The following is a 20,071-nucleotide window of genomic DNA, read 5'->3' as shown; positions in this document are numbered from 1 at the left end:
CGCAAAGGAGCCGGGCATGTTCCGACCCAAACTGTTGTTCACCAGCCTCGCCGCACTCGCCCTCGGTGCCTGCTCGCCGCAGGATCCGCAAGCAGTGACCTCTGCCGCCATCGCCAAACAGGTCATTCTGCCCACCTACAGCCGCTGGGTCGAAGCCGATCGCGCGCTAGCCGCCAGCGCCCTGGCCTACTGCGAAGGCAAGGAAGACCTGGACAAGGCCCGCGCCGACTTCCTCAACGCGCAAAAGGCCTGGGCCGAGTTGCAGCCGCTGCTGGTCGGCCCGCTGGCCGAAGGCAACCGCGCCTGGCAGGTACAGTTCTGGCCCGACAAGAAGAACCTGGTCGGCCGCCAGGTCGAACAGCTGGTCAACGGCGACAAGCCGGTCGATGCCGCCTCCCTGGGCAAGTCCAGCGTTGTGGTACGTGGCCTGTCGGCCTACGAGTACATCCTGTTCGACAGCAAGCCGGACATCGCCACGGCCGAGCAGAAAGCCCGCTACTGCCCGCTGCTGGTGGCCATCGGTGAACACCAGAAGGTCCTGGCCGAGGAGATCCTCAAGGGCTGGAACAGCACCGACGGCATGCTTTCGCAGATGACCAAGTTCCCGAACCAGCGCTACGCCGATTCCCACGAGGCAATCGCCGACCTGCTGCGCTCCCAGGTCACCGCCCTGGATACCCTGAAGAAGAAGCTGGGTGCGCCGATGGGTCGCCAGAGCAAGGGCATCGCGCAGCCGCTGCAAGCCGAAGCCTGGCGCAGCCACAACTCGCTGAAAAGCCTGGAGGCCACCCTCAAGGCCGCCGAAACCGTTTGGGTCGGGGTCGACAACCAGGGCCTGCGCGGCCTGCTGCCCAGCGATCAGAAAGCGCTGGCGGACAAGATCGACGCCGCCTACGCTACCTCGCTCAAACTGCTGGCCGACAACCAGAAAACCCTCGGTGAGTTGTTGGCCGACGACGCTGGCCAGCAAACCCTCAACCAGATCTACGACAGCCTCAACGTCGTCCACCGCCTGCACGAAGGCGAGCTGGCCAAGGCGTTGAACATCCAGCTGGGCTTCAATGCCAACGACGGTGACTGATCATGCTGCGACGCCAGGCACTCAAACTCGGTAGCGTATTGCTCAGCGCCCTCACCTTGGGCGGCTGGAGCCTGTTCCGCAACAAAGGCAGCGAACCCTTGCTGCTCTCGGCGCGTGACGACGGCGACGGCAAGCACTATGCCGTCGGTTTCCGCCTGGACGGCACCGAGGTGTTCAGCACCCAGGTCGCGCAGCGTTGCCATGCCATCATTCACCACCCCGAGCAGCCGATCGCCCTGTTCGTCGCCCGTCGCCCCGGTACCGAAAGCTACCTGGTCGACTTGCGCGACGGGCGCCTGCTGCAAACGGTAGTCTCGCAGCCGAACCGACACTTCTACGGCCACGCCGTGGTGCACAAAGGCGGCGAATGGCTGTATGCCACCGAGAACGACACCACCGACCCGGGCCGGGGCGTGCTCGGCGTGTACCGCTTCGAAGGTGAACGCCTGGTACACACCGGTGAGATCCCGACCCACGGCATTGGCCCGCACGAGGTGGCCTGGCTGCCCGATGGCGAAACGCTGATCGTGGCCAACGGCGGTATTCGCACCGAAGCCGAAAGCCGGGTGGAGATGAACCTTGACGCCATGCAGCCGAGCCTGGTGCTGATGCAACGCGACGGCACCCTGCTGAGCAAGGAAACCCTGGCCCAGCAGATGAACAGCGTGCGCCACCTGGCGGTGGGCAGCGATGGCACCATCGCTGCCTGCCAGCAGTTCATGGGCGATGCCGATGAAACTGCCGAGCTGCTGGCGATCAAGCGCCCGGGCGAGCCGTTCAAGGCCTTCCCGGTGCCAGAGCGGCAGTTGCAGGCCATGGCCCAGTACACCGCAAGCGTTGCCATCCACAGCGAACTGCGGCTGGTGGCACTGACCGCGCCCCGGGCCAACCGCCTGTTTGTCTGGGACCTGGACAGCGGCGCAGTTCGCCTGGATGCACCCATGCCTGATTGCGCAGGGGTTGGCGCGGTGAAAGACGGCTTTGTCGTCACCTCCGGGCAGGGCCGTTGCCGGTTCTACGATTGCCGCAAGGCCGAACTGGTCGGGCAACCGATGAACCTGCCATCCGGCTTCTGGGACAACCACCTGCATCTCGTCTGATTGATCCGCTGCCTTCACCGGCCCCATCGCCGGCAAGCCAGCTCCCACAGGTACACCGCAGGTTTCAGGACCTGTGGTGTACCTGTGGGAGCTGGCTTGCCGGCGATGGGGCCGGTTCAGACAATTCACTCCCCTTCAATCAAAAAACAGTCAATACTTCCCCCATCCACACGTGGGCAGGATCGCCCGTTGTCGTGTCCAGGCTAATAACAACCGTATCCAAGGAACCGGACCTATGCTGCGCCGCCGCATGCTGATCATGTTGGCCGTGGTTCTGCTGATCGTGCTGGCCCTGGGGGGCTACAAGGCTTTCTCGATCTATCAGCAGATCCAGATGTTCACTGCCCCCAAGCCGCCCATCACCGTAGCGGCAGCCTTGGCCGAACAGCGTCAGTGGCAAGAGCGCCTGCCCGCCGTCGGCAGCCTCAAGGCACTGCAGGGTGTGGAGCTGAGCCTGGAGGTGGAAGGTATCGTCAAAGCCCTGCACTTCGACTCGGGCCAGCAGGTCAAGGCCGGGCAATTGCTGCTGCAACTCAACGACGACCAGGAAACGGCCCTGCTCGGCACCGCCCAGGCAGACCTGGGCCTGGCCAAGGTGGATTTTGGCCGTGGCAGCCAACTGGTCGGCGACTCGGCCATCTCCCGTGGCGAGTTCGACCGCCTTAGCTCCCAGTACCGCCGAAACCAGGCGGTGGTCGAGCAGCTCAAGGCGCAGAAGATCAAGAAGAGCATCAACGCCCCGTTCAGCGGCACTATCGGTATCCGCCAGGTGGACATCGGCCAGTACCTGGCCGCCGGCACGATGATCGCCACCCTGCAGGACACGTCCAGCCTGTACGTAGACTTCAATGTGCCGGAGCAGGCCCTGCCGAAGTTGAGCCTGGGCCAGCAGGTGCTGTTGCAGGTGGCCGCCTACCCGGGCCAGACCTTCCCCGCCAGCCTCAGTGCCATCAACCCCAAGGTCGAGGAAACCACGCGCAACCTGCTGGTGCGTGCCACCTTGGCCAACCCCGACGGCAAGCTGCTGCCAGGCATGTTCGCCAACCTGCTGATCCTGCTGCCCAACCCGCAACCGCAAGTGGTAGTGCCGGAAAGCGCCATTACCTACACCCTGTACGGCAATTCGGTGTACGTCGCCGCGCCGAAGAAGGACAAGGACGGCAAGCCAGAAAACGACGACAAGGGCCAACCCCAGCTGGTCGCCGAACAACGCACGGTCCAAACCGGCGAGCGCCGCGACGGCGTGGTGGTGGTCAGCAAGGGCCTGCAAGCCGGCGAACAGGTGGTCACCGCCGGGCAACTGAAGCTCACCCCGGGCGCCGCGATCCGCATCGGCCAGGACAAAGCCCTCAAGCCCGAACAGGGCGCGACGGGCAAGGACTGACAGGAGGCTGGCATGGCGTTTACCGATCCGTTTATCCGTCGCCCGGTACTGGCCAGCGTGGTCAGCCTGCTGATCTTGCTGCTGGGCTTCCAGGCCTGGAACAAGCTGCAGATCCGCCAGTACCCACAAATGGAAAACGCCCTGATCACGGTAACCACGGCTTATCCCGGGGCCAACGCCGAGACCATCCAGGGCTACATCACCCAGCCGCTGCAGCAAAGCCTGGCAAGTGCCGAAGGCATCGACTACATGACCTCGGTGAGCCGGCAGAACTTCTCGATCATTTCCATCTACGCGCGCATCGGTGCCGACAGCGACCGGCTGTTCACCGAGCTGCTGGCCAAGGCCAACGAAGTGCGCAACAAACTCCCTCAGGACTCCGAAGACCCAGTGCTGAGCAAGGAGGCTGCCGATGCCTCGGCGCTGATGTACGTGAGTTTCTACAGCAAGGAAATGAGCAACCCGCAGATCACCGACTACCTGTCACGGGTCATCCAGCCCAAGCTGGCCACGTTGCCAGGCATGGCCGAGGCGGAAATTCTCGGCAACCAGGTGTTTGCCATGCGTATCTGGATCGACCCGGTGAAGCTGGCCGGCTTCGGCCTGTCGGCCACCGACGTGACCAATGCCGTACGCCGCTACAACTTCCTCTCTGCTGCCGGTGAGGTAAAAGGCGAATACGTGGTTACCAGTATCAACGCCAGTACCGAGCTGAAGTCGGCCGAAGCGTTCGCCGCGCTGCCGGTCAAGACCAGCGGCGACAGCCGCGTGCTGCTGGGCGATGTGGCGCGGGTAGAGATGGGCGCAGAAAACTACGACACGGTCAGCTCGTTCGACGGCACGCCATCGGTGTATATCGGCATCAAGGCCACCCCGGCCTCCAACCCGCTGGAAGTGATCAAGGAAGTGCGGCGTATCATGCCTGAGCTGGAAAGCCAGCTGCCCTCGGCGCTGAAGGTGTCGATCGCCTACGACGCCACGCTGTTCATCCAGGCCTCCATCGACGAAGTGATCAAGACCCTAGGTGAAGCGGTATTGATCGTGATCGTGGTGGTGTTCCTGTTCCTCGGTGCCCTTCGCTCGGTGCTGATCCCGGTGGTGACCATTCCGCTGTCGATGATCGGCGTGCTGTTTTTCATGCAGATGATGGGCTACTCGCTCAACCTGCTGACCCTGCTGGCCATGGTGCTGGCCATCGGCCTGGTGGTGGACGATGCCATTGTCGTGGTGGAGAACATCCACCGGCACATGGAAGAAGGCAAGTCGCCGTTCGACGCGGCACTGGAGGGCGCCCGCGAGATCGCCATGCCGGTGGTGTCGATGACCATCACTCTGGCCGCCGTGTATGCACCCATCGGCTTCCTCACCGGGCTCACAGGGGCCTTGTTCAAGGAGTTCGCCCTGACCTTGGCCGGGGCGGTGGTCATCTCCGGCATCGTGGCCCTCACCCTGTCACCGATGATGTGCGCCCTGCTGCTGCGCCAGGAGCAGAACCCCAGCGGCCTCGCCCATCGCCTGGACAAGATCTTCGAGCGCCTGAAGGTGCGCTACCAGCGCCTGTTGCACGCCACCCTGGATAGCCGCCCGGTGGTGCTGGTGTTTGCGGTGATCATCCTGTGCCTGATCCCGGTGCTGCTCAAGTTCACCCAGAACGAACTGGCGCCCAACGAAGACCAGGGCGTGATCTTCATGATGAGCAGCTCGCCGCAGCCGGCCAACCTCGATTACCTCAACGCCTATACCGACGAGTTCACCCCGCTGTTCAAGGCCTTCCCCGAATACTACTCATCCTTCCAGATCAACGGTTTCAATGGCGTGCAGACGGGTATCGGCGGCTTCCTGCTCAAACCCTGGAACGAGCGCGAGCGCACACAGATGGAGCTGTTGCCACTGGTGCAGGCCAAACTGGAGGAAATCGGCGGCCTGCAGATCTTCGGCTTCAACCTGCCCTCCCTGCCCGGTACCGGTGAGGGCCTGCCGTTCCAGTTCGTGATCAATACCGCAGGTGACTACCCGGCACTGCTGGAAGTGGCCCAGCGCATCAAGACCCGCGCCCAGGAGTCGGGCAAGTTCGCCTTCCTCGACATCGACCTGGCCTTCGACAAGCCCGAAGTGGTGGTCGACATCGACCGGGCGAAAGCAGCGCAGATGGGGGTGTCGATGGACGCCTTGGGCGGCACGCTGGCAACCTTGCTGGGCGAGGCGGAAATCAACCGGTTCACGCTGGAAGGGCGCAGCTACAAGGTGATAGCCCAGGTCGAGCGGCTGTACCGTGACAACCCCGGCTGGCTGAACAACTACTACGTGAAGAACGACCAGGGCCAACTGCTGCCGCTGTCGACCCTGATCACCCTCACCGACCGCGCCCGCCCGCGCCAGCTCAACCAGTTTCAGCAGTTGAACTCGGCGATAATCCAGGGCGTGCCCATGGTCAGCCTGGGCGAAGCGCTGAAGACGGTGCAGGACATCGCCCGCGAAGAGGCCCCGGAAGGCTTTGCCTTCGACTACGCCGGCGTGGCCCGCCAGTACGTTCAAGAAGGCAGCGCGCTGTGGGTTACCTTCGGCCTGGCACTGGCGATCATCTTCCTGGTGCTGGCAGCACAGTTTGAAAGTTTCCGCGACCCGCTGGTGATCCTGGTGACGGTGCCATTGTCGATCTGCGGGGCGCTGCTGCCGCTGTTCCTGGGTATATCGAGCATGAATATCTACACCCAGGTCGGGCTGGTGACCTTGATCGGGCTGATCAGCAAGCACGGTATCCTCATCGTCGAGTTCGCCAACCAGCTGCGTGAGGAACGCGGCCTGAGCGTGCGCGAGGCGATCGAGGAAGCGGCGGCGATTCGCCTGCGGCCAGTGCTGATGACAACGGCGGCAATGGTGTTCGGCATGGTACCGCTGATTCTGGCGACCGGCGCCGGGGCGGTCAGCCGTTTTGACATCGGGACGGTGATCGCCACCGGGATGTCGATTGGTACGCTGTTTACCTTGTTTGTGCTGCCTTGTATCTACACACTGCTGGCACACAAGACCAAAGCCAAGGAACCTGTAACAGCCTGACCCGGCCCCTTCGCGGGCTTGCCCGATCCCACAGATAGGACATCGGGCCTGACACGGGTGCAGTACCTGTGGGAGCGGGCAAGCCCGCGAAGAGGCTGTATGGGTACAGAAAGCCGAGAGAAAATCACTTCTACGCAACACAATCTAATAATTACCGCCCACAGGCTCCACATCATTCAGATTCATGTCTGATCTTACTGCTCGCCAGTGAAATACTGAACGACCCTCTCATCCACTTTGCCCGGTAACTATTAGACTCAGAATGGCAGGACACCCGCGAGCCAGACGTCTTCCAGCATAATTCAAACACTCTTGGAAATGACCTTGGTAAAAAATCCTACAACTTAGTCAGAAATTTCGCCACCCTCTTCAGCTTGTACATCTTGGACTTACCGCTATTATCAAAGACGTCGCAATGACGCGACGCACACATGGATAAATCAATATGAAAACCATTAAGATGGAATGCACCAAATTGGCGAACATGGCGCACCTAGTCAAAAAAACCAAATAAGCCCTACCCATAAACACTGAAGAGCAGTGCCGGCCTGCCCTTCAGTCTAAGGAGGAGCCATGATAAGTAAAGACTGCTTTTTTATCGCTATGAATAACACTCTAATCTGCTGGGATTTCAAAAATCATAAACAGTTCGAATTATCAAGGGACCACGCAGACCGGTTAATACACCTAATTTACGAGAAAGATCCCGAAAAATTAAATGACGACCTAACCGAAGACCTTAAGCGTTGCAAGGTTTTCATCGAGGATGCTGACGACAATCCAGACTGGGGTTGGGATATTCTATCAAGAATATTCCATTTCGGAACTAAAGACATCACTATAGAACAACAACCTTCAAACGAGAAGGAGTGGGCGCTACAATACCTTGAACATTGCAACTCCGTACTGAACAATAAGATTCTATTAGCCAGTTCGCGCGGAGACGATAACGGCATTCCACTCCCTACTCCGCGACATTCCTTTGCAACTGACAAAATATTCAGCAAACGAGCAACCATCAGAGATTTTCAGCGACTACCGATTTCCTTGCCTGATCTTTCCGAAATCTTGCATCACACGCTAGGTTTTATTAGACATAGAACCGCGGACAACGGCATAGAGGAAGTAGATGACTACTTAATGCGCCGCGCCAGCCCTTCAGTTGGTGGGCTTAACGCTACAGAAGGCTACGTATATGTAAATAACGTGGACAGTCTTGAACCTGGAATTTATTACTACAATCCACGGCAACATCAGCTTCAATGGCGAAGTCATCTGCCTTCCGCTCTAGGTGATTTATTATCTGGCCAACACTTCGCCAATCACATATCCGCTGGATTATTTTTGAGTTCCAGATTCGACAAACTGTGGTGGAAATATGAGCATTCGCGCGCTTATAGAATGGCCCTGATAGAAGTTGGCCATGCAGCACAGACTTTCCAACTAGCAGCCACTGATCGCGGAATGAGCACCTGGCTCACCGGTGCATTAAACGAAATTAACATTGAACCACTACTAATGCTTGAAAGCCCAAGTGAGCAAGTCCTTTTTTTCGTTGGATGTGGCTATGGCGACGGGAATGCGACACCCAGTTGCTTAAGGGCTCTGATATCGTAGACGAGCGCGAGGTACAGACATGAAAAGATCCACCCATCGTAGCAGTGCAGTGTTCAAGAACTGGCACATGACGAGCGCTGTACGCTCGCGCCCTTACGCTTATAATTTTTCCGTAGAGGATCTTACGCAGTCAGTACCCGACCGCTGGTTTCCAAGCGCCCTGAGTCCAGCACTGGCACATGATTCAGTTAAGCAACTTTCCAAACATGAGTTGTTAGTCCTGCACGCCTATCACCTCGTGCACTTCATGGACTACACCACGCAACTTGAAATGGGGCACATCAATGAGACCGTACGATGCATCGTGGCGGGCGATCTAAAAAAATACTTTGACAATGATGTCCATCTAAATGCTTTAAAGCTTTATGCAGATGAGGCCTATCACGCGCTCTTCTCTAGAGAAATTGCAGACCAAGTGGCAAAGCACTTCTGTTTAGATCGAATAAACTCTGCGCGCATAAATAGCCTTGACCAAATCCTACAAAACACTCCTCCCACCCTCAGAAGCATTACCCGCTTTTGCATTGCATTTATCTCAGAAACACTAATAACTCAAGAACTATACGACCTAACACGTGACTCGCTTGTCACGCCTGTGGCAAACATGCTGATTGACCACCTCCATGATGAAGCACGTCATTCTATTTTTTTCTCCGACTGCTTCGTACGACTTTGGCCGCAAATACCCACCCACCACAAGGATCATCTCGTCGCCACTCTAATTAAAATACTCAGCGCCTTCTGCAGCCCCGACGAATCATTCTTAAATTCAATTTTCAAAAACCATCCCTCTACCGGCAAAGTGGTTATTGACCATCTAAAAGATAATTGCATGCTTCGGATATCCACAATATCAAAAATCACGATTACGGCAATTAGACGCACCGACTTATTGAAAGATGCAGGCTACACGTTACAGTTCAGGTCGGCGGGAATCGTCCTTCTATGAGCCAGGCCGAAAACATTAAAATCACCATTCTTCGCCCATTGCTTTTGATTCTTTTATGTCTGTTGGGCGTTTTCCCTCTGGACGTCATCCTTCCTTCGTTCCCCGCGCTTGCAGAAGCCTTCCGAGTAGAACCAAAGCAAATAGCTTACTCTGTAAGCTTATTCGCGTTTGGCGTAGCTGTGGCGCAAATATTTATTGGCCCTCTGTCTGACCGAACTGGGCGTAAAAGACTGTTAATCGTCGGCTTGGGAGTATCCATTGCTGGGGCTGTTGGTTGCCTAATTTCAACTGACTATGAATTTTTTTTGGCATTTCGGTTACTGCAAGCCGCCGGCTGTGGAAGCTTGGTTCTCGGCCAAGCACTTGTACAGGACCTGTATAGTGGAAAGCAGCGCAACACCATGCGCATCTTGTTGACGAGTGCAAGTGGTTTGTTTATATCAATCTCGCCCGTCGCCGGTGCAGCTCTCCAACAATCAATCGGCTGGACAGGCAGCTTTACTGTATTTATTGGAATAGCCCTCTCAGCCATAGTGCTTGCATGGGTGCTACTGAACGAAACACCTGTATTATCCGAGGGCAACTCAGGTGCTCAAAGCTATATTGTGATGTTGCGCGACGCATTCTATGTAACGTACTCCCTACAGGCCACTTTAGCGTTCGCCTGCCATTTTTCCTTCATCGTCATTGCACCACTGGTACTGATGGAGCAGCTGGGCCTTACACCGTATGAGTTTTCCGTGGTATTCATCGCCTACGGGCTGGCGTATGTCGTTGGTGGTGCCATCGCGACTTTCTTGAACAATCGCGTCAGCGCACAAGCTCAGATCTGCGCGGGATTTCTACTGATAGGCACCGCAGGTGCAGCTCTATTGATTTGGCAGTGGGTAGCAGGGCTGACATTAATAGGCCTCATGATACCGATGATTTTATGTACAGCAGGAACGACGTTGGTACGCCCCGCTGCAGCTACGCAAGCATTAGCCCGCTACACGCAGCAGGCAGGGGCAGCAGCGTCGCTCAACACAACAATGCTATTTGCCGGGGGTGGTTTCGCTGGCACTTTGATTGCGTCAGCTGAACATCTACTTCCATTGAGCTTGGGGATTCTGTTCTTGAGCAGCGCCCTTGGCGGCTTCCTGCTGCTCACGCGCCTCAAAGGCAATACTATGCAGCACTGCTAACTTCTACGGAAGAGGCCAGAAAGCCAGACACAAAAATGCCAGAGGCCCCGCAACCGCGAGGCCTCTGGCATTTCTAGCTACCGCAGGGTTCAACCGAAAGGCCGCAACCCCTGACGCAGGCCGAACAGGAACAGCAAAAGGTCCTGATCCGGCGCGACCTGTGCCTGCTGCTGCGGTTTCGCTTCCCGCGGCAACGCGCACTGGTCGGCCATCTCAGCCTTGCTGAACACGGTCGGCCTCGGCTCTTCCCAGGCAGCCACCGCCACGGTGGTCACGGCCAGGCCGGCTACCAGGAACAAAGCTCGAGCTATTTCTAGTTTCATTACCCTAACCCTTTGACAGCGCTGCCAAACGCCATCTTGTAAAAGTAGAGCAGCGTCTGCCATTCCGCGTCATTGAGCGACGAATGGCGGCGCAGCTGGCGCAGGTCGTTACCTGCCGCACGCTGGCAACTGATACGCCGCCGGCACTTTTCCAGGTCCAGCAGCGCCACTTCGACGCGCGCTTGCTCGCCTTCGCCAATCACCTTGATGAATACGTGCTTGCCATACAGGCAGCCGTGCTGCCAGTGCCCCAGGTGCATGCGCGCAAGGTTGTCCGCCAGGTCCTTGAGCATGCGCTCATGCACCACCTGCGGGTAACGCTCACGGGCACCTTCGGCATGCCAGTTGTCGAGTTCGATAAACCCGTCCAATGCTTCGCTCACCAGCAGCGCACGCCATTGGTGGTCGGCATCGCGTTCGGCACCACAGAAGACGATGCGCGGTACACGCACGCCCAGTTGCTCGAAGCTGTTCAGCGCATCGAGTTCACGCAATACGGTCGGCCGGCCAAAAGGGTGCAGCAGGCTGCGGTAGATATGCCCGACCTGACGCTTGGCATACAGCAGCTTGCCATTGGCATCATTGAGGCGTTGCACACCACTCTCGCCACCGCGGCGCTGGTTAGGTTCCTCCACCCACTCGCCTTGCTGGCGCCAGTAAAAATCGAACCGCGACTCCCCTTTCTGGGCTACAGCCATCAAACACTACCCCTTACGCAATACGTAAACCCGCCACATGGCATAGAACGGCAGGAAGTCGAGGCGTTCCTGGATTCTGAAGCCTGCGGCCCTGAATTCTTCTTCGACCGTTTCGGCCGGTAACACAAAACGGTTCTGGTAATTGTCCTGGTCAGCCTTGGCACTGCGACGCTCTTCGAGTTTTTTTCGGCGCCAGGCCTTGAAGTTGCCATCCACCCACAGGGACAGAATCACACTATCACGGCTAACCCGCTGAAATTCCGAAAGAATGGTCTTTCTGTGGGCGGATTCGCCAATGTGGTGGAACAGTCGCATACAGAAAATGCTGTCCACCGAGTTGTCCGGCAGGTCAATGGCAAACGCAGAAGTCTGCAAAGGGCGTACCCGTGCCACCACTTCTGGCGGTTGCGCGGCGCACGCTGTCTCGATCATGGCTTCGGAGTTGTCGGCACCGATGATTACCCGATTGGGTTTTTCTGCCAGCAGCGGCCAGAAACGGCCAGCACCGCACGGCAGGTCCAGTACCAGGCCAGGCTCGCCAGCCAATGCCAGGGCGCGACGCGCCAGTTGCTCATCTCGCTTGTGGGAAAGGCGTCGCGCCAGGCCGTCCTGGTGCTTGAGAAAGTACTCACGCGCATGGTCTTTGTCGTACTTCTCGGAAAATTCAAGCTTGATGGGGCTACGCATTGGGCATCTCCTGACTCCAGTGCCGCTCACCTTAGGTAAGCAAGCGTCGGAATCAGGTCATGCCAATGTGAAAAAAATGTTGCGCGCCAATTGACCTGTTACAAACCATTACTCGGCCATGCCGTCCAGGTCGCCTTTGGCCGCGGTATTGCTCAGGTCGACCTGGAAGCGGCAACCATGCGGCAAGGTAGACGTGAGGGTAACGCGCCAGCCCTGGTCATCACAGATCCGCTGCACCAGCGAAAGCCCCAGCCCCAGGCCCTCGCCGCGCCGCTCGTCGCCGCGTACAAATGGCTTGAACATGGCCTCGCGCTGCTCTTCAGGGATACCCACACCGCTGTCCTCCACACTGAAGCCGTTGGCTTCCAGGCTCAGGCGGATATAGCCGCTATCGGTGTAGTGCGCAGCATTGCGCAGCAGGTTGCCCATCACCGACTGCAGGAACGTGGCGTTGTACAGCACCGGGCTCGCGCTGACGCGGCCATCGAAGTACAGGGTCAGGCCCTTTTGCTCGATGGTGTCGCGCCACACGCCGATCAGCTCATCAGCCACTTCGCGAAGGGTCGCCTGCGAGGCCACCGCGCCCTCGTCACGCTGCGCACGCGCCAGCATCAGGAAGGTCTTGACCAGCTCGCGCATCTCTTCCGTGGCCCGCGCCACGCGCTCCACCTGGCTGCGCGCGCGGGTGTCGAGATTGGGGTTTTCCATCAGCAGTTCGCAGGAGGTTGCCAGCACCATCAACGGCGTGCGCAGCTCATGGCTGACATCACTGGTGAACAGCCGTTCGCGGGTCAGCGCATCGCGCAGGCGGCCCAGGGTATCGTCGAAGGCCACTGCCAGCTGGCCGACTTCGTCTGCGGCGTAGTCCGGTGCCAGCGGCGGGGCCAGGCCCAGCAGCTGGTCGCGGTGACGCACCTGGCGGGCCAGGCGGATCACCGGCGCCATCACCCGGCGCGCCACCAGCCAGCCGAGGATGACGGCCAGCACCAGGCTGAGCACGAAGCCCACCACCACCACCGCGAACAGCACGCGCTCGCGTTCTTCGAAGTCGCTCTGGTCCTGCAGCAGTACATACCGGCGGCCATCGACGATCTCGACCATGGCGTGGTACGACAGCTGGTCGCGAAACACCTCGTGGAAACCCCGGTCGAGGTGGCGCAGGTCCTTGGGCAGCTCGAAGTCGTCACGCCCGCCGCTGAAGTAGAACAGCTGATCGGGGCGTGGCCGGTGGCTCCAGTCGCTGACGCTGTCCATGCGCAGCAGGCGCTGCAGGTCACCGCCCAATACCGAGGAAATCAACCGCTCTTCGACCAGGTGCACAGTGGCAACGATGCCGAAGGCGAACGCCCCGGCCACCAGCGCGCTCATCAAGGCAAAGGCGATGATGATGCGCTGGGCAAGGCTTTGCTTAAACTCCATCGCGGCCCTCGGCGAGGCGATAGCCGACGCCATGCACGGTATGCAGCAACGGTTTTTCAAACGGTTTGTCGATCACCTGGCGCAGCTGGTGCACATGGCTGCGCAGGCTGTCGCTGTCAGGGCAGTCGTCGCCCCACAAGGCTTCTTCCAGCACTTCGCGGCGCAACACGTGCGGGCTTTTCTGCATCAACACTGCCAGCAGCTTGAGGCCGACAGGGTTGAGCTTGAGCAGGCGCCCCTGGCGGGTAACCTCCAGGGTGTCGAGGTCGTAGCTGAGGTCGGACACCTGCAGCGTACGGCGCCCGCCGCCCTGGGCTCGACGCAGCACCGCTTCGATGCGCGCCGCAAGCTCCGACAGCGCGAACGGCTTGAGCAGGTAGTCGTCGGCCCCGGAGCGGAAACCTTGCAGTCGGTCGTCCAACTGGTCGCGGGCGGTAAGCATGATCACCGGGGTGTCGCGGCGGGCGTCTTCACGCAGGCGCTTGCACAGGGTGTAGCCATCGATGCCGGGCAGCATGATGTCCAGCACGATCAGGTCGTAGTGTTCGGTGGCAGCCAGGTGCAGGCCGGACAAGCCATCTTGGGCGCAGTCAACGGTGTAGCCCTTCATGCCCAGGTAATCGGCCAGGTTGGCCAGGATATCGCGGTTGTCTTCAACCAAAAGAATGCGCATCGGTTTCTCCTGTGCGGCGCTTCTCGCTGTGGTGCGCGGCAGGCGCAGCTTAAGGCCTATGCCTGCACGGTGCCAGCCCCCGGAGAAATTCACCGCACTTGACGGTTTTTTCACTGATCCTTCACGGACACAGGATAGCGGGCGGCCGACAATGTCCGATCTTTTTCGTGCCCTGGAGCCGTCATGCAGCAACGAACCCGCCCTCGCCCGATCAATTACTGGCTGTACCTGGGCATACCCTTGGCGACCGCGCTGGCCTTGATCCTGCTGGAGCTGACTTCGGTCGACATGGATGTGGCCAACCTGTTCTTCGACCCCGCTGCCGGGCAGTTCATTGGCCGCCACAGCTACCTGCTGGAAAACATCCTGCACGACCGGGTCAAGCAGGTGGTGATCTTGCTGGGGGTGTTGTCGCTGCTGATGTTTACCGCCAGTTTCTTCTGGAAGCACCTGTTCGGCTGGCGCCGCGAGCTGGGCTGCCTGGTGCTGGCACTGGGCCTGTCCACGGCGTTTGTCACGCCGCTGAAAAAGGTGACCCAGGTGCAGTGCCCGTGGAGCCTGACCCAGTTTGGCGGCACCGAAACCTACAGCAAGTTGCTGGAGCCACGGCCGGCCACCGACAAGCCAGGGCTGTGCTGGCCGGGTGGGCACGCAGCGACCGGGTTCTGCTTGTTCGGCCTGTTCTTCATGCTGCGTGATCGCAAGCCACGGTTGGCGCGGGTGGCGTTCGTAGTGGCATTGGTAGCCGGATCGGTGCTGGGTGTGGGGCGGATGATGCAGGGCGCCCACTTCTTGTCGCACAACGTGTGGACAGCGGTGTTCTGCTGGTTGATCGGGTTGGGGTCGTATTACCTGGTTCTGTATCGGCGGGGCGTGGTGGAAGCGCCAGCTGTCGAGCGTAGCGTCGCCTGACAGAGGGGGCGCTTCGCGGCCCATTCGCAGCACAAGGCTGCTCCTACAAGGGTACGCGTCGATGCCGGACTGTACGCGATACCTTTAGGAGCAGCCTTGTGCTGCGAAGAGGCCCTCACAGGAAAATAAAAAGCCCCGGCTCTCACGAACCGGGGCTTTTTAATGGTGCAGGGGGTAAGGCTGGCTTACATCATGCCGCCCATGCCACCCATGCCGCCCATGTCTGGCATGCCGCCGCCAGCTGGGGCTTCGCTCGGAGCGTCAGCAATCATGGCTTCGGTGGTGATCATCAGACCGCCAATCGAAGCAGCAGCTTGCAGGGCCGAACGGGTGACCTTGGCTGGGTCCAGGATGCCCATCTCGATCATGTCGCCGTATTCGCCGGTAGCAGCGTTGTAACCGAAGTTACCCGAACCTTGCTTGACCTTGTCAGCGACAACGCTTGGCTCGTCGCCGGCGTTGGCAGTGATCTGGCGCAGCGGCGCTTCAACAGCGCGACGCAGCAGGGCGATACCGACGTTCTGGTCTTCGTTGTCGCCTTTCAGGTCAACGATCGCGTTCAGGGCGCGAACCAGGGCAACACCACCGCCAGGCACCACGCCTTCTTCAACGGCTGCACGGGTAGCGTGCAGGGCGTCTTCAACGCGGGCTTTCTTCTCTTTCATTTCAACTTCGGTGCCGGCACCGACCTTGATCACGGCAACACCGCCAGCCAGCTTGGCCAGACGCTCTTGCAGCTTCTCACGGTCGTAGTCCGAGGAAGTCTCTTCGATCTGGGCACGGATCTGCTTGACGCGAGCCTGGATGTCATCTTCAACACCAGCGCCGTCGATGATGGTGGTGTTTTCCTTGGACAGGATGACGCGCTTGGCGTTACCCAGGTGCTCGAGGGTAGCGGTTTCCAGGGACAGGCCGATTTCTTCGGAGATGACCTGGCCGCCGGTCAGGACAGCGATGTCCTGCAGCATGGCCTTGCGGCGGTCGCCGAAGCCTGGTGCCTTGACCGCTGCAACCTTGACGATGCCGCGCATGTTGTTGACTACCAGGGTAGCCAGCGCTTCACCTTCAACGTCTTCGGCAACGATCAGCAGTGGGCGGCCGGCCTTGGCAACGGCTTCCAGAACTGGCAGCAGCTCACGGATGTTGGAGATTTTCTTGTCGACCAGCAGCAGCAGCGGGCCTTCCAGCTCGGCAACCATGGTGTCCGGCTTGTTGACGAAGTACGGCGACAGGTAGCCACGGTCGAACTGCATGCCTTCTACGACGGACAGTTCGTTATCCAGGCCCGAGCCTTCTTCAACGGTGATCACGCCTTCTTTACCGACTTTTTCCATGGCTTCGGCAATGATGTTGCCGATGGAGTCGTCAGAGTTGGCGGAGATGGTGCCTACCTGGGCGATGGCCTTGGAGTCGGCGCATGGCTTGGACAGGTTCTTCAGCTCGGCAACAACGGCGGCGGTAGCCTTGTCGATGCCGCGCTTCAGGTCCATCGGGTTCATGCCGGCAGCGACGGCTTTCAGGCCTTCGTTGACGATGGCCTGAGCCAGAACGGTAGCGGTGGTGGTGCCGTCACCGGCAGCGTCGTTGGCCTTGGAAGCAACTTCCTTGACCAGCTGGGCGCCCATGTTTTCGAAGGCGTCTTTCAGCTCGATTTCTTTGGCGACGGAAACGCCGTCCTTGGTGATGGTTGGCGCGCCGAAGCTCTTGGCCAGTACCACGTTACGGCCTTTCGGGCCCAGGGTCGCTTTTACCGCGTCAGCCAGAACGTTGACGCCAACCAGCATTTTCTTACGAGCGGAATCGCCAAACTTTACGTCTTTAGCAGCCATGATCGTTTAATCCTTGGAATTCTTTGGAGTAACGGGAAGTCGGGGAAATCAGCCTTCGACAACGGCGAGGATTTCGTTCTCGGCCATGACCAGCAGGTCTTCGCCATCGACTTTCACGGTGTTGCTGCCCGAGTAAGGGCCGAATACCACTTTGTCACCCACTTTCACGGCCAGCGCGCGAACTTCGCCGTTGTCCAGGATGCGACCGGTGCCGACGGCAACAACTTCGCCGCGGTTTGGTTTTTCAGCGGCCGAACCCGGCAGGACGATACCGCCAGCGGTTTTCGATTCTTCTTCGCTGCGACGGATGACTACGCGGTCATGCAGAGGACGAAGCTTCATTGTCGATCTCTCCCAAATTGTGGTTTTCATCGGCCGGTATCGACACCGGCGGGTTGATGCTGTCCGGCGTTGCCGGGAAGTGGCCCGCGATGGGCGAACCACTTGTGTAATGTCTGGCGTTGCCACCAGAAACCTTGCGGTGACCACATACATGAGGCCGCCAGATTCAATTACAAGGCTTGATATACAAAATTTTTGATCCGGCTGAAAAGATCGGGGCCGCTTGCGCGGCCCCGGAGGTTTTACTTGTCGCGGCGCTCATACTCGCCTTCGATCACGTTTGGACGGTGGCCCCCCTCACGCGGCTGCGCCTGGAACGGGTCATCCTGGAACGCACGTTGGCGCAGGGCCTGCGCCTCGGCACGCTCGCGCATCTTGCGCGCGGCCAAGCGGCGTGTGAACGGCAGCAGGCACAGCAGGCCCAGCACGTCGCTGATGAAGCCTGGCAGCAGCAGCAGGCCGCCACCGACTGCCAGCATCATGCCCTGGAACATGTCCTCGGCGGGCAACTCGCCGCGCTGCAGGCTTTCACGGGCGCGCAGTGCGGTGGCCAGGCCGGCCACCCGCATCACCAGCACACCCAGGGCGGAGCCAGCGATGATCAGCAGCAGTGCCGGGAAGAAACCGATTGCCGCGCTGACCTTGACGAAGACGAAAAGCTCCAGCACAGGAAAAATCAGAAACAGCAGTAGAAAAGCACGCATCAAGGGTTCCTCGACGGAAGATAACCTTCCAATAAGACCTCAAATGGATGCCGACGCTCCGGATTTCAACCCTCGACTTGCGTCGCATGCGGCCATTGGTCGGCCCGAGCCAGCAAAACCAAGGCCTCCCGGACTTGTGTCGGCGTGTTGCAAGTAGCCGGAAAGGGCAGCCAGTGCACGGCCTGGCCAATGCGAAGGTGCATGCCTTCGCTGTCGACCCCGGCCATCTGCGCCGGTGCATGCCGTGGCAGGTCGGTCAGTTCGACGTAGTGAGCAATAGCGTTGGCGTGATCGCTGTTCATATGCTCGACCATGCTCGCCTCGGCCTTGCCGGCGAACGGGTTGGCCAAGGTCACCTGATCGAGCCAGTGGATCGCGCCAAAGCCACCAATGTAGCGGTGACGCACTGGCTGCAGCACCCAGAAGTCGAAGTCGTGGGCCTTGTGGTAGTTGGCGGCGTCCGGGAAATAGCGGTAGTAGCGCTCGGCAGCCGCTTCGACAGCAGCCTCGTCGACCAGCTTGTGCGCTTCGGCCATCACGGTCAGGCGCCCTACGGCCTGCACATCCTCAGCCTCGCGCTCACCCACCAGCAGCGAACACTTGGGGTCTTTCTGCAGGTTGTGGGTGTGCTGGGCGATTCGGCTGATGAGGATCAGCGGGTTGCCGTTGGCATCGAGGCAATACGGCACGACCGAGCCGAACGGGTAGCCGGGCATCGACTTGGAATGGGTCGAGAGCACGCCGCGGTATTCCTTGAGGAGCAATTCCCGGGCTGGGCGGATGGCGTTGGTACTCACTTGAGGGCGGCTCCTGGCGGCAGACTGGATGGGCACAAGATAGCATTATCAGGCCCACTGCCAATGGGGCTGCTGCGCAGCCCTTGCGCCGGCAAGCCAGCTCCTACAATGACCGCGAAATGGCAAGCCTGTTCGGTGCCTGTGGGAGCTGGCTTGCCGGCGGAAGGGGCGCAAGGCGCCCCCTGCGATCTACCAGGTAACGCCGAACCCTGCGGTGTAGCGGGTCTTGTCCAGGTCGCTTTCACGCGTGCCGGTAATGATGTCCTTCTCGGCCTTGAGGTTGAGCGAGGCCCACTCGGTGACCTTGTAGCGCAGGCCAACCTCGGCATCCAGCGAGTAGTCGGCCACGCCGCCCAGCGGCTTGGCGAACTCGCCATTGGTGAACAGCTGCACGTTCTTGCCGATCAGGTAGCGGGTGTAGTCCCACTTCACCGCCGCGGAATAGAAGTTGTCCTTGCCGCCATCCTGGTATTCGAAGTCGGTACGGTTGATCAGCGAGCCCAGCGAGAACGCCCCCAGCTCATCGTCCCAGAACTGGTAACCCGGGCCGGTACCGACGGTGCGCTGGCGGGCCAGGTCTTCGATGCGGTCACGCTTGTATTCGGCACGCCCCTGCCAGAACCACTTCTCGGTGATGAAGCGGTCCAGGGCGTACTCGGCGCTCCAGTTGTCGGTGGTGGTGACGTCGTCCTTGGTCTCGCGGTTGTATTCGCCTTCGGCATTGTGCCGCCAGCGGCCATGGCGAGCGGTAGTCTTGAAGCCTACGTCGTAATCGTCGGTGTCGTTCTCGGCACGCTTGTAGTCCAGCGCCACATCGACGTTGCCTTTCCACACGAAGTCCTCGACCAGCGGCTTGGGCTTCATGATCTGCTCGATGCTGGCCAGTTCCACGGTCTTTGGCGCTTCGCCATTGGCCAGCGTTACCTTGCCAGGCTCGGCGGCTTTCAGCGACTTGGCTTTTTCACCGGTGTAGGCGTCTTGCTTGACCAGCATCTCCTGGTCGCTTTCCAGGGTCTGGACCTCTTTCCAGTCCAGCGCGATGGAGCCGCCATAAGGGGTTTCCAGCAGCAGCTTACCGCCGTCGAAGACTTTGATCTTGCCGCTGAGCCGGTCACCGTTCTTCATCCACACGGTATCGGCCAACACCGGGGAGGCGCACAAGGAGGCAGCTAGCAGGCACAACAAGGATCTAGAATACATAGGCGGACTACGGGTTCGTTTTGACAAAAAAGCCGGGCATTATCCAGATACCGACGACCAGAGCAAGGACAGACCGGGCATACGCCGTTGAGTTCAACTCTCATTTGCCGAACCA

Annotated in this window: 18 protein-coding genes; 8 read left to right on the top strand and 10 right to left on the bottom strand. The window is 59.5% G+C overall.

Features of this window, described 5'->3' with window-relative positions:
• The first annotated feature begins 16 nt into the window (after window positions 1-16).
• From PP4_RS04500 to PP4_RS04475, 7 genes are all read left to right on the top strand, one after another.
• Window positions 17-1,081: an imelysin family protein gene (locus tag PP4_RS04500; protein ID WP_016498081.1), complete on the top strand. Its 1,065-nt coding sequence runs from the start codon at window positions 17-19 to the stop codon at window positions 1,079-1,081.
• Window positions 1,082-1,083: 2 nt separating this feature from the next.
• Window positions 1,084-2,181 carry a DUF1513 domain-containing protein gene (locus PP4_RS04495; RefSeq protein ID WP_016498080.1) on the top strand — a complete coding sequence of 366 codons (1,098 nt, stop codon included), beginning with the start codon at window positions 1,084-1,086 and terminating at the stop codon, window positions 2,179-2,181.
• 235 nt (window positions 2,182-2,416) lie between these two features.
• On the top strand, window positions 2,417-3,565 hold the full coding sequence (locus PP4_RS04490; protein WP_016498079.1) for an efflux RND transporter periplasmic adaptor subunit: 1,149 nt from the start codon (window positions 2,417-2,419) through the stop codon (window positions 3,563-3,565).
• Window positions 3,566-3,577: 12 nt separating this feature from the next.
• Window positions 3,578-6,622, top strand: coding sequence for a multidrug efflux RND transporter permease subunit (locus tag PP4_RS04485; protein ID WP_016498078.1), 3,045 nt, complete (start codon window positions 3,578-3,580; stop codon window positions 6,620-6,622).
• A gap of 573 nt (window positions 6,623-7,195) precedes the next feature.
• Window positions 7,196-8,239 (top strand): SagB family peptide dehydrogenase, encoded by a 1,044-nt coding sequence (locus PP4_RS27745; RefSeq protein WP_016498077.1) that lies wholly within the window; start codon window positions 7,196-7,198, stop codon window positions 8,237-8,239.
• 19 nt (window positions 8,240-8,258) lie between these two features.
• Window positions 8,259-9,188 (top strand): diiron oxygenase, encoded by a 930-nt coding sequence (locus tag PP4_RS04480; protein WP_080642757.1) that lies wholly within the window; start codon window positions 8,259-8,261, stop codon window positions 9,186-9,188.
• On the top strand, window positions 9,185-10,372 hold the full coding sequence (locus PP4_RS04475; protein ID WP_041167571.1) for an MFS transporter: 1,188 nt from the start codon (window positions 9,185-9,187) through the stop codon (window positions 10,370-10,372). The genes PP4_RS04480 and PP4_RS04475 overlap by 4 nt, the downstream gene beginning before the upstream one ends.
• Window positions 10,373-10,461: 89 nt before the next feature.
• On the opposite strand, the gene PP4_RS04470 is transcribed toward PP4_RS04475, so the two are convergent.
• From PP4_RS04470 to colR, 5 genes are all read right to left on the bottom strand, one after another.
• Window positions 10,462-10,695, bottom strand: a complete 234-nt coding sequence (locus PP4_RS04470; RefSeq protein WP_016498076.1) for a hypothetical protein — start codon at window positions 10,693-10,695, stop codon at window positions 10,462-10,464.
• A complete protein-coding gene (locus PP4_RS04465; RefSeq protein ID WP_016498075.1) occupies window positions 10,695-11,393 on the bottom strand; it encodes a lipopolysaccharide kinase InaA family protein in 699 nt (232 codons plus the stop codon). The genes PP4_RS04470 and PP4_RS04465 overlap by 1 nt, the downstream gene beginning before the upstream one ends.
• A gap of 6 nt (window positions 11,394-11,399) precedes the next feature.
• Window positions 11,400-12,080, bottom strand: coding sequence for a class I SAM-dependent methyltransferase (locus PP4_RS04460; protein ID WP_016498074.1), 681 nt, complete (start codon window positions 12,078-12,080; stop codon window positions 11,400-11,402).
• 108 nt (window positions 12,081-12,188) lie between these two features.
• Entirely contained in the window at window positions 12,189-13,499 is a 1,311-nt protein-coding gene (locus PP4_RS04455) for a sensor histidine kinase (RefSeq protein ID WP_016498073.1), read from the bottom strand.
• Window positions 13,489-14,172, bottom strand: coding sequence for a two-component system response regulator ColR (gene colR / locus PP4_RS04450; protein ID WP_016488935.1), 684 nt, complete (start codon window positions 14,170-14,172; stop codon window positions 13,489-13,491). Before colR ends, PP4_RS04455 begins: the two co-directional genes overlap by 11 nt.
• A 183-nt stretch (window positions 14,173-14,355) precedes the next feature.
• On the opposite strand from colR, the gene PP4_RS04445 reads away from it, so the two are divergent.
• Window positions 14,356-15,084, top strand: a complete 729-nt coding sequence (locus tag PP4_RS04445) for a phosphatase PAP2 family protein (protein WP_016498072.1) — start codon at window positions 14,356-14,358, stop codon at window positions 15,082-15,084.
• Between the two features lie 185 nt (window positions 15,085-15,269).
• Here the strand turns inward: PP4_RS04445 and groL are convergent, their stop codons facing one another.
• From groL to PP4_RS04420, 5 genes are all read right to left on the bottom strand, one after another.
• A complete protein-coding gene (gene groL, locus PP4_RS04440) occupies window positions 15,270-16,913 on the bottom strand; it encodes a chaperonin GroEL (protein WP_016498071.1) in 1,644 nt (547 codons plus the stop codon).
• A gap of 48 nt (window positions 16,914-16,961) precedes the next feature.
• The gene (locus PP4_RS04435; protein ID WP_016488938.1) at window positions 16,962-17,255 is read right to left on the bottom strand and encodes a co-chaperone GroES; all 294 of its coding nucleotides are present in this window, start codon (window positions 17,253-17,255) and stop codon (window positions 16,962-16,964) included.
• A 242-nt stretch (window positions 17,256-17,497) separates the two neighbouring features.
• Entirely contained in the window at window positions 17,498-17,959 is a 462-nt protein-coding gene (locus PP4_RS04430) for an FxsA family protein (RefSeq protein WP_016498070.1), read from the bottom strand.
• 65 nt (window positions 17,960-18,024) lie between these two features.
• A complete protein-coding gene (locus PP4_RS04425) occupies window positions 18,025-18,756 on the bottom strand; it encodes a HugZ family pyridoxamine 5'-phosphate oxidase (RefSeq protein ID WP_016498069.1) in 732 nt (243 codons plus the stop codon).
• Window positions 18,757-18,945: 189 nt separating this feature from the next.
• On the bottom strand, window positions 18,946-19,956 hold the full coding sequence (locus PP4_RS04420) for a DUF481 domain-containing protein (protein WP_041167566.1): 1,011 nt from the start codon (window positions 19,954-19,956) through the stop codon (window positions 18,946-18,948).
• Between the last annotated feature and the right edge of the window lie 115 nt (window positions 19,957-20,071).

Origin of the sequence: Pseudomonas putida NBRC 14164 (assembly GCF_000412675.1) — a bacterium.
Taxonomy (GTDB): domain Bacteria; phylum Pseudomonadota; class Gammaproteobacteria; order Pseudomonadales; family Pseudomonadaceae; genus Aquipseudomonas; species Aquipseudomonas putida.
Note: the sequence above shows the minus strand (reverse complement) of the source record. Positions and strands in the feature narration are given on the sequence as shown.

Coding starts and splice junctions, on each gene's coding strand:
- PP4_RS27745 (WP_016498077.1), top strand. CDS start 7,196: ATGATAAGTAAAGACTGCTTTTTTATCGCTATGAATAACACTCTAATC.
- PP4_RS04455 (WP_016498073.1), bottom strand. CDS start 13,499: ATGGAGTTTAAGCAAAGCCTTGCCCAGCGCATCATCATCGCCTTTGCC.
- groL (WP_016498071.1), bottom strand. CDS start 16,913: ATGGCTGCTAAAGACGTAAAGTTTGGCGATTCCGCTCGTAAGAAAATG.
- PP4_RS04420 (WP_041167566.1), bottom strand. CDS start 19,956: ATGTATTCTAGATCCTTGTTGTGCCTGCTAGCTGCCTCCTTGTGCGCC.
- PP4_RS04465 (WP_016498075.1), bottom strand. CDS start 11,393: ATGGCTGTAGCCCAGAAAGGGGAGTCGCGGTTCGATTTTTACTGGCGC.
- PP4_RS04490 (WP_016498079.1), top strand. CDS start 2,417: ATGCTGCGCCGCCGCATGCTGATCATGTTGGCCGTGGTTCTGCTGATC.
- PP4_RS04470 (WP_016498076.1), bottom strand. CDS start 10,695: ATGAAACTAGAAATAGCTCGAGCTTTGTTCCTGGTAGCCGGCCTGGCC.
- colR (WP_016488935.1), bottom strand. CDS start 14,172: ATGCGCATTCTTTTGGTTGAAGACAACCGCGATATCCTGGCCAACCTG.
- PP4_RS04500 (WP_016498081.1), top strand. CDS start 17: ATGTTCCGACCCAAACTGTTGTTCACCAGCCTCGCCGCACTCGCCCTC.
- PP4_RS04435 (WP_016488938.1), bottom strand. CDS start 17,255: ATGAAGCTTCGTCCTCTGCATGACCGCGTAGTCATCCGTCGCAGCGAA.
- PP4_RS04485 (WP_016498078.1), top strand. CDS start 3,578: ATGGCGTTTACCGATCCGTTTATCCGTCGCCCGGTACTGGCCAGCGTG.
- PP4_RS04480 (WP_080642757.1), top strand. CDS start 8,259: ATGAAAAGATCCACCCATCGTAGCAGTGCAGTGTTCAAGAACTGGCAC.
- PP4_RS04460 (WP_016498074.1), bottom strand. CDS start 12,080: ATGCGTAGCCCCATCAAGCTTGAATTTTCCGAGAAGTACGACAAAGAC.
- PP4_RS04495 (WP_016498080.1), top strand. CDS start 1,084: ATGCTGCGACGCCAGGCACTCAAACTCGGTAGCGTATTGCTCAGCGCC.
- PP4_RS04475 (WP_041167571.1), top strand. CDS start 9,185: ATGAGCCAGGCCGAAAACATTAAAATCACCATTCTTCGCCCATTGCTT.
- PP4_RS04445 (WP_016498072.1), top strand. CDS start 14,356: ATGCAGCAACGAACCCGCCCTCGCCCGATCAATTACTGGCTGTACCTG.
- PP4_RS04430 (WP_016498070.1), bottom strand. CDS start 17,959: ATGCGTGCTTTTCTACTGCTGTTTCTGATTTTTCCTGTGCTGGAGCTT.